The organism is Pseudomonas sp. RIT-PI-q (assembly GCF_001297125.1).
In the GTDB taxonomy this organism is placed as follows: domain Bacteria; phylum Pseudomonadota; class Gammaproteobacteria; order Pseudomonadales; family Pseudomonadaceae; genus Aquipseudomonas.
Window position 1 is genome coordinate 532977 of sequence record NZ_LHPC01000028.1, and the last position, 13163, is coordinate 546139.

At 52.7% G+C, this 13163-nt stretch carries 11 protein-coding genes; 1 reads left to right on the forward strand and 10 read right to left on the reverse strand.

The annotated features are described in order from the left end of the window. Positions 1-6: 6 nt before the first annotated feature. From sctF to AEQ67_RS14980, 4 genes are all read right to left on the reverse strand, one after another. The gene (gene sctF, locus AEQ67_RS14965) at positions 7-276 is read right to left on the reverse strand and encodes a type III secretion system needle filament subunit SctF (protein WP_059404597.1); all 270 of its coding nucleotides are present in this window, start codon (positions 274-276) and stop codon (positions 7-9) included. Between the two features lie 10 nt (positions 277-286). Further along, positions 287-1456: a PrgH/EprH family type III secretion apparatus protein gene (locus tag AEQ67_RS14970; RefSeq protein ID WP_059404598.1), complete on the reverse strand. Its 1170-nt coding sequence runs from the start codon at positions 1454-1456 to the stop codon at positions 287-289. A 140-nt stretch (positions 1457-1596) separates the two neighbouring features. Then, positions 1597-2088, reverse strand: a complete 492-nt coding sequence (locus AEQ67_RS14975; protein ID WP_059404599.1) for a transglycosylase SLT domain-containing protein — start codon at positions 2086-2088, stop codon at positions 1597-1599. Next, positions 2085-3662, reverse strand: coding sequence for a winged helix-turn-helix domain-containing protein (locus AEQ67_RS14980; protein WP_236710337.1), 1578 nt, complete (start codon positions 3660-3662; stop codon positions 2085-2087). The genes AEQ67_RS14975 and AEQ67_RS14980 overlap by 4 nt, the downstream gene beginning before the upstream one ends. 441 nt (positions 3663-4103) lie before the next feature. Here AEQ67_RS14980 and AEQ67_RS35075 point away from each other — a divergent pair, with 441 nt between their 5' ends. Beyond that, positions 4104-5336, forward strand: a complete 1233-nt coding sequence (locus tag AEQ67_RS35075) for a hypothetical protein (RefSeq protein WP_152974849.1) — start codon at positions 4104-4106, stop codon at positions 5334-5336. Positions 5337-5459: 123 nt separating this feature from the next. On the opposite strand, the gene AEQ67_RS33840 is transcribed toward AEQ67_RS35075, so the two are convergent. The 6 genes from AEQ67_RS33840 to sicA form a co-directional block, all read right to left on the reverse strand. Beyond that, positions 5460-8003 (reverse strand): hypothetical protein, encoded by a 2544-nt coding sequence (locus tag AEQ67_RS33840; protein ID WP_152974850.1) that lies wholly within the window; start codon positions 8001-8003, stop codon positions 5460-5462. Positions 8004-8086: 83 nt separating this feature from the next. After that, a complete protein-coding gene (locus AEQ67_RS36510; RefSeq protein WP_059404603.1) occupies positions 8087-8353 on the reverse strand; it encodes a phosphopantetheine-binding protein in 267 nt (88 codons plus the stop codon). A gap of 103 nt (positions 8354-8456) precedes the next feature. Further along, complete coding sequence (locus tag AEQ67_RS15005; protein WP_059404604.1) at positions 8457-9551, reverse strand: IpaD/SipD/SspD family type III secretion system needle tip protein; 1095 nt, start codon at positions 9549-9551, stop codon at positions 8457-8459. 13 nt (positions 9552-9564) lie between these two features. Next, on the reverse strand, positions 9565-10671 hold the full coding sequence (locus tag AEQ67_RS15010; protein ID WP_059404605.1) for an IpaC/SipC family type III secretion system effector: 1107 nt from the start codon (positions 10669-10671) through the stop codon (positions 9565-9567). A gap of 24 nt (positions 10672-10695) precedes the next feature. Next, positions 10696-12456, reverse strand: a complete 1761-nt coding sequence (gene sctE / locus AEQ67_RS15015; protein ID WP_059404606.1) for a type III secretion system translocon subunit SctE — start codon at positions 12454-12456, stop codon at positions 10696-10698. Beyond that, positions 12453-12941 carry a type III secretion system translocator chaperone SicA gene (gene sicA / locus AEQ67_RS15020; RefSeq protein WP_059404607.1) on the reverse strand — a complete coding sequence of 163 codons (489 nt, stop codon included), beginning with the start codon at positions 12939-12941 and terminating at the stop codon, positions 12453-12455. Before sicA ends, sctE begins: the two co-directional genes overlap by 4 nt. Positions 12942-13163: the final 222 nt, after the last annotated feature.

Sequence of the window (13163 nt, forward strand, 5' to 3'; positions counted from 1 at the left end):
AAAAAATCAGCGAGCGGCCTGGATGATCGCCATGTCGATGTCTTTGAAGCCCTTGATCGTGTTGGTCTGGGCATTACGGAACACTGTGTAGGATGAGAATGCGGTCTGATAAAGCGCCAACTTTTCCGGATCCGAAGCATCACCCTTGAGGGCCGCAAGGGCTTCATCCAGTGCTTGCTTGAGTGATCTCGCACCTTCCTCGAACCCCGCGGCCTGCCGCCCGAGAAAATCATCGGGGAAATTGATTGGAAACGGTGGAATACCAGGATTAGACATACGTCACCTTCTAGATTTGCTTGGGAAAATGCCAAGACGACGAAGTCATCTTGATGTAGCCCAGCGGGCCGGTTTGAAACGACTTGCCCTTGAGCGCGTCGTCCTTGAGCTCGACAGCGAAGTTCACGTAGCGATCACCCCACTGCCGGTAAAACCCGTCGACGTATTGGCGAACCGCCGCCACCTCGGAATCCTGCAAGTTGCCTTGAACGGCAAACGTGACACTGTCGCCGTGCTCGTCGCGGCTGAACCCAAGCGACAGGCGTTGCAACCCCTCTTGCGCGAGATCCGCCAACAGGCTGTCGTCCTGTACTTGCAGCGTGACGTCCCGGGCATAGGGCGCAGCCTTGAGCAAAACGTCGAACAGTTTTGATTGCAGCTGAGGCGTGAGCAGGTTGCGTTGAGCGCTTAGCAGAAGGCGTGGCACCGCTGGATTCTTGAGATCAAGGGAATGCCAGGCCAGTTGCGGGTCATGGTCGACCAGCACTTGCTCCAGTCGGCGGCGCTCCTGGTCCTTGACCAACACCTTGCCGGACTGCGTGTTGTGACGCATCAGCACCTGGCGACTCCAGCCCGCGTCGCGCTCGGAAGAAACAAACACGTAGACCCTTTCGTCCCGCCCTTGCACCACCTCGGCTTCGGCGCTGGCACCGGTGATCAGGGCGCGAACATCGGTTTCGGGTGTCGGCTCGGGCACCGACCAGAGGCCCACCGCAACAGCCAGCAGAAAAAACGCCAGCCCTGCACAAGCCCATTTGGCGACGATTGGCCGGGCCCATGGGTGAGCGGCTGTTTTAGACAGAGAAAGCTGTGGCGGCGCCAGAAGTTCAGGCGCCCAAGGCTGATCGTCACGGCGCACGGCAATCTGCAAACCGCCGATCTGCTCAAGGTGCTGAAGTTCGCAATGGTGTGTCTGCGCATGATCGTCAAGCCGACGCAGCGTCACCCCGTCCCGCTCGCCCTCTTCCACCAGCACTTCGAAATTGCACCCTCCGTGCTCCAGTGGAACGAAGATGGCATCCTCAGGCACGCTGACTGCAAGCTCCCCTGCCAATAGATCCACGGGCGCCACAACGAACAGCGTTCTGGGCTCGCGCAGAGGGAACTCGCAACCTTGCAGCGGACCGTTGAAAATCCGCAAGACGAAGGGCTGTAAAAGGGGGGCGGACATGACAGTCACCGATCACGCTCAAGGCATTAAATGAGCGCCCATGATAAAAACATCGCCCTGAGTGTTCCTGATCGAATTCTGCCGATCTCGCCAGAGCGGGATCAGAATCTGCAATCCTGTCCCGCAAACACACGCCGCCATGGTGTTATCTAACGCACCGACATCTTTTGCAGCGCGTCCTCCGGTCGCGCGAGCTTATTAGAGTTCAACACTTGGTAACGCTCCCAGACCTTGTGCGCATAACGCAGGCGCGCCGCTTGCCGGTCAGGTGCATTCCCGGCGTTGTAGGCACCGACGGCGGTCCAGTTGTAGCCATAGAGGGCAACAAAACCGGCCAGCACCGAAGCACCGACTTCAACCGACAAGCAAGGCTCATCCAGCAGGCGCTGCTCGGTAATGCCCTGAGCACCTAACCGGGATAAATGACTGCTGTTGATCTGCATCAGCCCGATATCGCGAGTGCCGTCCTTGTTGTAGTTCATGGCGCCCGAGCGCTGCCCTGACTCCACCTCGGCAATGGCCTGAAGGAGTTCGGGTTCGATGGCATGTTGCTGCCCCGCCCGACTCCAGCAATAGGCTTGGGCCGGTCCCGCGCCAAGACACGCCAGCACCAACAGCCACTTGATTCTGCACTGCCTCATGCCAGAAGCCGCCCGTTTTCGAGCGCCGGCAGTTCCTGCATCGGCCGATTCCATGCCGGTGTGGCAGGCCGGGCATCGGTTGCACGCTGCAATGATCGCCAGAGCGGCGCAACCACTGGCCCGCCCATCAGGCCAGACCAATGCGACGACGGCGCCGCCTCGACGGATCGAGCCCGTGCCAGCCGCAACCAGATTGCATACTGGTTGCGGGCGATCAGCGGATTGACACCGAAGAGCACATTCCAGGCCGCCAGGCCTTGCTCGCCGATCGCACTTTCGCCCAGTCCAGCCTGTTCGAGTTCAGACCAGGCAGCCGCATGCTGATCGAAGTACGCCAACACCACGGCGTGCAAAATCACCAGCAACGGATTGCCCGACGCCCCTTGCTGCAAAGTTTGACGGGCCATCAGCACCGCGTCTTCGGATCTTCCCGACAGGGCAATACGCACCCGCAAGACCTGCGCCCGAACGCAACTCGGGTCATGACGCAGGCACTTATCGATGCTTTGCGCCGCCTGCTCATTGCGCCGCCAGAACCAATGGTGCCAGGCATGGAAGTAATGAACATCAGCCTGATCGGACGCCAGCAAGCATCGTCGAAACAGCACCTTCGCCGCGTCCTCACAGCCGCGCAGACTGGTGAGCAAGGCCAGGCGTGTCAGCGCAGCGGTGCTGCAAGGGTCAAGCAACAATGCCTTGGAAATCGCCGAATGCGCTTCTTCAATCGCGCGACCCTGATAACACAGACCGATCATCGCCTGCCCGAGCCAGGCATCAGCCAAACCACACCAGGGCGGCGCATACCCCGCAGACAATTGCAGGCACTGGCGAAATTGCACGAATGCATCGCGCAAACTATCGGGGGTGTGTCGCTGCACGCTGCACACCCCATTGAGGTAAGCCACCACGGCAGGGTATGACGAACAAGAGTCGCCAGCGGGACGCAAACCCGGAAGGCGCTGCGCCACCAGGTAAACCAGCTCCCCGAGCGACGCCTCAAGACCGAGACCGCCGAGCATCTGCCCATGAAGCAGACTGTGATCGCGGCCGCGGATCAACTCGATCGACCATTGCTCGCCCGCGCGGGTACACCGCCCGCTCACGTAATAGTCCGCCGCCAATTGCTCGACCAACCGTCGGGCATCAGTCGGCTGCTCATAGCCCGCCATCAGGCTGGAGGGAATGACATGCACCGCCTCACCGAATGCCGCGGTCAACTGCCGGATCATTGCATCCTGCAAATCCAGCGCATCCGTCTCATCGACACCGCGAAACGGCAGGATAGCCAGCGATGGCGCCATTGCGGTTTCCTGGCAAGGCAGGTCCAACGCAACCGCCGGGCAGGTAAAGCGGTAGCCCTGACCGTACACCGTGGCAATGAAATTCTTGTTTTCCTTGAGCAGCTTGCGCAAGGCGTAAATGCACCGGGTCAACGACTCCTCGGCAGCATCAGTATTCGGCCAGACACAGTCCAGCAGCTGGTCTTTGCTGATCACCGTGCCGGCAGAACCGAGCAGCAGGCGCAGCACGTGTAACTCTTTGGGGGGGACGTGAATTCCTTGTCCGTCTCGCATCAGCGTTCCATCGCTTTGCAATAGCCAGTGGTCAAAAACGAATGACCTGACTGGCGGTTGATCAGTTGCACTGTCCATATATTGAGACGTCTCTATAGAAAGGTACTGAAACGCGGTTAAACCTGTGGTGGGCAGGTTTAACGATGACAAGCAGGGGGACTATAGGAAGTTGGGCGAGACTAATCCGTAGGACAAAGAGATTTATAGACAGACGAAATCACGTCTAAAGCTGTAGGACAAATCCAAATGCACCAACTTTAGAAAATACATTCAGACGTAAACATTCCACCCTCAATGAGCCACTACTATTTTTACCGTTCTTAAAAAAAATCAAAAACATGACACTAATAAATACAATCAAAAAAATAAGCGATTTTTACAAGAACTCTATAACCCTCGACAATATTATAAAGCCTCTATCTACAACCATCCGAACCCATAATGCATATTACTCAATCCATTCAGCCCCAAGCATCCACCTTTCCACAACAAAGCATTACCCCCCCTTTACTCCGCGCCAGTGAGGCTGAAAAAAAGAGCGACGAAGAAGTCTATACCAACATTCACAATCAAATAAGCACTCGATATGTTGCATTTGATCAGGACAGGGAGATTGGCTATCAAAATAAAGCCGGACTCACCGGCGACATTGACAGCATATCAAAAGAAGATCTTGTATCAATATTAAATCACATAAAGTCAGACGGTCATTTATTAGAGCAATGTCGACAGAGTTCCGCAAAATCTCCTCTTTTTACAAAACTGTACCTTATGTCCGATGAGGGTCAAGGGTGGAATCTCCGACTGCATACTTTTAGTGTCAAAGGAAGTGGATTGGGGGGAGAGGACAGTCCACATTTTCATCGATGGACCCTGGCCTCCCAAGTACTTGCCGGTGGATATATCAATGTTAACTATGAGGAAGGCAGTATCGACCAACCCCATGCGAAGGAGCATGAATATTCAAAATATGAACTAGGTGCTTCTAAAGCACAGTCCGGCAAAGACTCCCGCCAGACATCCTTTATCTCCAGAGCAACCATGACCCCCACGACGAAAGCGTTGTATGCCGAAGGTGCGACAAATCACTTCCCTGTCAAACTCGCTCACAGCGTCGAAACACATGCATCGGTCATGGGAACAACTCTGACACTCGCTCATACCGGCAAATCCGTGACAGAAAAATCCTATGCCTTCGAAAAAAATGAAGAAATAAAAGAAATCCCTCAAAGCAAAATAGAGGACACCGCCGAATTCGAAAACATCTTACAAAGCCAAATAACTTACCTCCAAGTTTTGAGCCTCAGTTCAGACCTCCATACTCTTTTGACCCATCAGCACTCGCTGGATTTGCCCCTGACACCCAGGGAAGAAAGCCACTTGCACGACTACCTTGAACCCAATTACGTCGAAACCTCGTTACTTCCTGCAGTTGCTATATACAACATGGAAAGCATTAATGATATTCCGCACGAGGAATTCTCCATAGACACCCAAGCTTTTTTGGATGAATGTTTGAGGAATATTGACAGCGATTCACTCAATGCATTAATTGAAGATAACCAGGGAGATCTTTTTAACGGTCGACTTACCATCGAGATCAAGGATGCTGAACTTGCTCGACAGTTGAAAACCTGGACCGAAGGCCGGTCTTCCGCAGTAAACCGACATTAATTAAAGTTTAGAAAAAAAACGTCAACTCCTACCATGCCGACCGTGCATCGAGCATTCTAGGAGTTGACTAACTATTGGTAATAGCACCTGAACTACTGTAACTCAGCCATAAAGTTACAATTTCTAGAACTCAGAGTTCGCCGTGAGCAACTCTGATATGAGATCGGTAGCGGCGCCTTGTCCGAACAGATCACCAGCATCTCGTTGTGATTGAGACAGAACTCCTTCAGTGCGAATGCTTTGACCTGTATATCCTAGCGTGCCTTCAAGAACTTCCACTGCGGTATGATAGCCGAGCCCAAGCAAAAAGGCGCTGGCACCTGCAGCACGAGCATAACGTTGCGTTTGGTCAGATGATGTTTTGCCAGACATAGGATTGACGAACTCCTCGTCATTCGAAAAAGAATTATTACGAGCTAAACTTCCTACATACTGATCTTCCCCCCTCTCTCCACGCAACATATCCCAAGCTTGCAAAATCTCGGCCGGAGAACCTGACATGTGTCCAACGAGCGGTTCGGTGGTCTCCTTTACCCGTGGTGTTCTAATATCAAATACTGCCCAGCGATTTTCCGGAATACGATCTTCAGGAAGAATATTCAACATCTTGTCTGCCTCCCGCCCAGTATTATGAACACCCGTCCGGAAAGGTATTTCCCCCCGGAGTGTTTCAGCCTTTATCTTTCGCTCAGCTCTTTTGTCTGGCCCGACTGCACCGGATCCACCAGCGTCTTTCATACTCTGGATGTCGAGACGACTTGGCACATATAAGCCTAACGCTGTCAGTTGAAGGTTAAGCTCAGATATCAATTTTTCAGTTGCATTAACGGGAGTAGTGTAAAAGCCTCCTATATCCCCCATGAGACCTATCACTACGGCTCTGTCTGTAGCACTGGCAGACTCAGTTTCCATTGACGTACCACCTTTACTAACTCGCTGCAGGACCTCAACCAAATCGGCAGATGTCTTTCCATCCATCAATCGTCCCTTGCCCAATAAATGCGCTCCGATTTCCTCTTGACTTTCAGGACTCAACTTTAAAAAAATGAGATGCAGAACTTTTGCTGCCGCACCAAGCTCTTTGATCAGTGCAGCACCTGGACTATACAGAGCTCTTCTCCCTTCAACGCTCTGCTTTACAGCCAAGTCCATTGTCTGACTCCGCAACGCAGACTGAGTTGCCGGATCGACATAGCCTAACTGACTATGTACTGCATGCTGACGCTGCAGCACTTCATCAAAAATTTTAGTTGCCTGATAAGTCTTTTTAAACGCCTCGGTATCATTATAGAGATCTTGGCCGACGCCCCCCCAACTTTCACCCTCAAATGTGCTGATGAACGCACCTCTAACCCAAGTTTGCTTAAATGAAGATTGAATTTCGAAAAGACTGTGCCCACCATCAATATAAACATACAAGCCAGAAATAGCCGAGAAGTAATCATTGAGAACACCGATCATCTCCGACGACTTTAAAAAATGTCCACCAGCGTTTTGGCTCTCAAGTTTTTCTTTTAAAAACAACATCCCTCTTATTTCTATGAGCATCGACCCAGACAGACCATTGACAAATGGCGTATTACCGCTTAAAAAATTATACGTCAACCAACTGTCCGAGTCCCTGTCTACAGTTCCACTGGGATCTGCCATATTCAGGCGATCAGGACAGCGAGTATAGAGTTCTGACGCAACGTCTGGCTTTTTGTCGGGCATAGTGGAAAATCTGAAATCCACAGGTGACTTATCAACATTCCGGAGTATTCCAACATTCAAACTGTCGCTACGACCAAAATCTCCATCCAGCCGCCCGCGCTTAAAATACAAAGGGTTAGTTTTTGACTTAATTATACCTACTGGGTGATAATCTTTATAAGCATCGGTTTCGTCTACCAAATAATTCAGGTATCTTCGCTGATAAAGATCAAGAAGTAATTTTTTAGCATCATTATTAATATCCAGACCATCAATAGCATCTCGCGCACGATCATTTTGGGTCATAAGCTGCTGAAACCTGGCATCCTTCCCACAATAAGAACCTTTACAAGCTGCCTCCCAATCCGGAAATTCATTTGCAAGTACATCACTCTTATAAAACGCAACAATAGAGTCCGAGAGTGTTCGAATTGCCGTCATCTTAGCATCGTTCCCGACGATACTTGTTAGCATTTCCTTGGAAAAGCAAGTATCAAAAAAGCGACGCTGATTGTCATTCGTCACATCAAACTTTTCGTTAACATCTAATTTCGTATATTGGGCATCGTAATTCAATATAAGCTTACGTACTGCCTCGTCTTCACTTGAAAAAGAAGCACCTTTCTCCAATCGCTGAAATGGAGTATTCTCTTCTCGCAAAATTTTTTGAAATGGAGTGGCACTTCCCGCTTTCTGGAAACGTGTTCTGTCTGGATATGCTAAAGCACCGTCTTTAACAACACCATCAAATTTCTTGTAAACAATATCAACACCTTTAACTTCTCCCTCGAAAGGTTTACCCTCTACCAAGGTCCCTGTGAACACTCCACCCCTATATGGAAAACCTTCAACTCTTACCGAGTTTTCGCACTTTATCAACTTATCCTTCAATACGTCTTCATTAGAATCATGACGCTGCAAACATCCATTAACCAAAGACACATTCGAAACAGGGATATTTGATACAACTTTCATTTGTTTTCCACCTCTGAAATTTCGAAGAGCACGTTAAAATAACAAGCCGGACACCCCTCCCCCAAAAAAATAGCTGTAAAATACTACACAGTGGTTACTCTGTTGCTTTCTACCAAACAGCAAATATCAGAGACGGTCCTGAACTTAGCTACTCCTGCCTCAGGCAACTCCATACAAAACACCTCGTTAAGCTCCATAACAATTTCTACGAGACTTATTGAGTCGACGTATAAGTCTTCCACCAACAGTGAACCCCGTTCAATTTTCCTACGACCTACCGGAAAATACTCCGACAACACTCTAATAACCTGACGCTCAATTTCAACATCCACAATCTGTCTACCTGACATTAGCTACACCCCAAGCACCAGCAGGCAGCGCGGCTCCGACTTGCAAAAGCCTGAGCTACGCCACCTGATTATTCTTAAATGAAATTTCCTCTTACATCCAGAATCAAAAATTCAACATAGCCTTAAGCATGTCGGCATATTGATTAAGATGAGAAGACAGTGTCTTGTTGAAGTTATCGTGATAAGAATTGGCGTTTGAGTATTTCTGCGTGAGGGACTGCAGCATGTTTTTCATGCGCTCCTCCTGGGCGTTGAAGCCGGTTTGCCAGGCCTGGAATTTTGCGGTATCCCAAGTTACCCATGGAAATAATGGATGCGTTGGAGGCAAGCCTTTTATCATGGTTTCCAACGGTCCGGTGTCAATGACCACGCAATAAGTGCCGTCTGCGTTTTGCTTGAGACAACTCTCAGGTAGTCCCAACGCTTTTCGCCATTTATCCGCCTCATCCCAGCTAACCCCGCCTTTTTTGGGATCCGGATAAAGCACGGAGTCCGGGCTGGGATGAGTGTATTTCTTCATCAGGTTTTCCAACGCGGCTTTCAGCTCGTGGACGTTCAAACTTACCTCTTTACCGTCATCGCCTCCTTTAATCCACTCTTTCAACATTGCTGTTATGTCGTTGTTGAAATCGGCGAAGAAGTCTGAGTACGCCTTGAGGATATGTTCATAACCCTCCAGGTAGCCGTTCTTGATCAGGTCGATAAGTTCAAGCAGTTTGTCGAAGAAATCATTCGAAGATTTGAGCTCGGCATGGAATTCCTCCTCAATCTCTAGTGGCACATCCGTCAGCACCAACCGCTCTAGAATCTGATCTTTTTCTTTCTCCAATTCGCGCTGCCGTTCCACTGGCAGTGTTTCGGCACAGTGCTGGAACACCGTTGCGCACTGCCTCATCTGGTGGACATGCATCAGATGCCTGATACGTCTGGTGTGCGTCTGCTCAAGAAACTCCGCCACGAAGGCTTGAGCCGAACTGTCCGCTATCAGGCGGTCCATCGCTTTAGCCATATCGAACTGAATCTTGAGTCCGTTACCGAGGTTACGGTTCAGCGTTTGCATGGAGCGATCGAGCAACTGTGTCAGCGAGAAACCTGTGTGCATTTCAACCGGCATTTCAGGCGGCGGCGGTGCATCGATGGGAACGTTGAAGTCTGCCAATGGCCGAGCTGGCGGTGGAACAAAACCGTTGATTATCATGTTGTTTCCCCACTCAAGCCGTTATCGCGCGAATCACATCAGCGCGGGATTGGAAAAGCTGCATCACCATGTCCATCAGCTTTTGCAGTAGCGCGGCCTCGGCCGAGTCTTTCTGGCCGACTTCATCACTCAAGCTCTTCTGGGTGTTCTGCGCACTTTGCTGCAGGACCTCTTTCTCCCGCGCCGCATGCTCGGTCATGCGCACCATATTGGAGACCACCTTACTCATGCTCATCGACATGGCGTTGAGCGCGCGGCCGATTTCGAGTTTCTTTTCGATGCCTTTGGCGTTCGCCAGGCTTAGCCAGTCGGAGGTCTTCTCCATCGTCTGCGCCTTGAGGATTTCCCCGTCGAACCAGGCCTGCTCCTTAGGCGTCAGGGTTGCCCCCTTGGGTTTGAAATCAACTGTAATTACGCGGCCGTAATCATCGAGCGTCTTGATTTTGTAGGTCGTTTCCGGATTCCAGTCATCGCGCTTGCCATGCTGACCGAGGTCGCCGGCGATGTTGTTGGCGTCGAGGGCGTTGCGCTTGTGCAGGTTGATGTCCGCGTGTTTCAACCCTTGGCCCTGAAAGGTCTTGACCATGGCAAAACCGGCGATGGCACCGGACACCACGGCCGCGGTGATGGCGCTGTTCAGCGCAGCCTTGCCCGACTCGACAATAGCGGCGCCCTGGGCTTTGGCAGCATCAGCGGCCATGACACTGAAATGCCCACGCAGCTGAGCGTTGGCGACGCGGGAGATGTTCAGCGCGATGATCGCGGCGACCAGTACGTTGGCGTGTTTTTCCCACGCGCCAGGGTCAAAAATCAAGTCGTTGCGCACTTCATCATCGACGTTCACCGACGCCGCGACGAAGTCTTGCCAATCCGATTCATCCAGCTGTCTGGCGTTAATCGCATAATCAAGCTCCATGGCAATAGACGCTGGCGAGTCACCGCTCTGGAGTATTTGCTTTTGCACAATCTGGTCGACCAGTACCGCATCCGAAAGGCGCTTGCCTTTGCGTTCTTTTGAAAACTGGTCCTGGGCAATCAATTCGCTCAGGCCGGCATCGTTGACCGGATCGTGGGGTAATGCCGCGGGTGTTTTCCCGACCGATGAGTGAATAAAGATCATCAAAAATTCCTTTTATCTTTGAGTTCAAACATGCCGAACCATTTGCAGGCTCACCGAATGACTGCGCTGCATATCGGCAAAAACCTGTTCGATCTGCCGGGTTCTGTCCTGCATTGCCGTGCCATAGTCCTCGACCAGGCGAGTCAGGTAGCCAGTGATCTCTTCGCTGATTGCCATGCGCACCCGCACGTCGGCCAAGTGCTCGGCCGCCTGGGCCTGATGCTCGCCGCTTTTGATCTGCAGCCCGCCTTGCACTGCCACGTTGCTGAACTCGGTAACCGCCTGGGCGATTTCGAGGTTGGCGGCGTAGCGGGCCAGGGACACGGCATCGTTGGAAATGAAACCGCGCAGCTGGGTCAGCATTTGCGTCAGCGAGTTGCCGACCGATGAAGCCATCTGCTTGGCCACCTGCACCGCAGCCGGCGCCGCTTGAGCCACCACCGACGCCAGTTTCGAGGCAATGGCACCGACGATGGGCCCGATCACCTGAACCCCGACAATGGCGACCAACGCAACAGCTGCAAGCGTGGAGGCAATCCCCGCGATCATGCCGGCGATTCGCGCGATGTCTTCTGCGAGTTCCGAATCGCGCAAAATTGTAGTCAACACCTTGGCGTAGATCTCGGTGAATAACTTGATAGCGGCCTGCATCACAGTGGTCAGCGGTTTCATGGCCTCGGCCATGAACGAAGTCCCCGTTGTCTCCTTGACTACCGCATCGGCAATCATCACCGACGCACCGATCACACCTACCGCGATCAGCACCGGGTTCGCGGTCAGCACGCCGGCGACGATGGTCGCGACGGTCAACAACGCGCCGACGATGGTGCCAATACAGCCCATGGTCTTCTGCAGCGCTTCGGCTTTACGGACCTCTTCCAGGTACTTTTCCGACTCAAGTTCCATGTGTGCCTGAAGCTTGGCTTGCAGCTCCTGGAACAGCTCCTGACTGAGTTCCTCCTTGTTCTGTGCAGCCTCGCCCAACAGCTCGATAACCTTCAGCCGGTTCAGCAGTGCCTGTGCGCTGCTGCTCAGGGCCTTCTCATTCGAGTCCTTGATGGAGGAACCGCCGAGGCCGGCCTCCTGGACTTTCGCGGCGACAACGGCCAGGGTTTTGGCGCAGGCATTGGCGATCTCGATCAACTTCAGGTGAGCATCGGTGGCCTTTTGCAACGTCTGGGTGTGGCTCGTCAGCTCGCCTTTGAGCTGATCACGCCGCGCCAGTTCGCGTGCATATTCAGGTGACTCCGGGTCCAACTCTGCCAGGCGCGCTTCGCTTTCGCTCAGCAGCCCCTGGACCTGCCGGACCCACGCTTGCAACTGATCGAGGTGTTCCTGACTACTGCCTACCGCGCCCTCGGCCGCTTCCAGTGCCTCGACGGCAGCCGCGTACTCAGCCGCGAGTTTTTCATGCCCCTGTTGTTTCGCGCCGGCCATGCTCAACAGCATGGCCAGGCGACTTTTCAGCTTGTTGACTTCGACCGTACCCAGCAACTCGCTGATCATCGCCATCAACAGCGTGAACAGATCACCTTTCGATTCTTTGCCATCCTCGCGCGCCACTGGCGCCTGCAGCTGCGGCCTTCCCGTGCTCGCGGAGGATTTGCCGTGTTCCCCGGATTCATAGTTCACCGACATCAGACCGGCCAGGGCCTCTTGGCCCGCCTTCTGAAACTCTGCCGTTCGAGCGGCCTGGCTCGCGGCCTTGCCATAGATTTCAAATGCCTCGGTACGGCTCAGGTTTCCCTGAAACACCGGGGTTGATACGTTTCTGATTTCGCTCATTGTTCATCCTCTGAAGAGTGCTTTTCCATGTGGCCCAATGTGTCGAGATAGACCTGGGCTTGCTTGCGCAAATCGTCTTGCGAAGCCCGCTCGAGCACGTACTCGAAACACAACTTCGCCTTACCGACCTTGCCCAGGGCTAACTGACATTGACCGGTGTAAAACATCGGCCGGTAGTCGTTCTTGCCCTGGGCGAAGGCGATGGCGTACAAATCGATTGCCTTCTGGTAGTGCTGCTTGAGCTGGTGCACCGCAGCCAGTCCCATCCAGTAATCGCTGTTGTAAAAATCGTAGATGCACAGGAAGTGAAAGAACTTCTCGGCATCGTCCAGGCGCCCTTGCTCATAGAACTGGTAGGCGAAGGCGTACAGGCTGTTCATCTGCTCGTCGCTGATGCCTTGCACATCCTTTAACGCCGCTCCGCCGAGCACTGCATCCACGACGTCAAGGGCTACCTGTTCATCTTGTTTTTTGTCGCGACTCATCGGCCACACTCCTGAAAAAACGTCAGCGCTGCTGACGAATGCATTGAGCCAAAGCGCTGGCGCAGCTGCTGCCAAATTGCGCTCACGCCCACGTTGGTTTGGAAAAGAAACAGAGGCGACGCGAACCCTGTAGCAGCTGGCGAAGCCTGCGTTCGGCTGCGAAGCAGTCGCGAAATCAGACAACGCGGTATTTCAGGACGACCTCGCACTCAGGTTTTACGA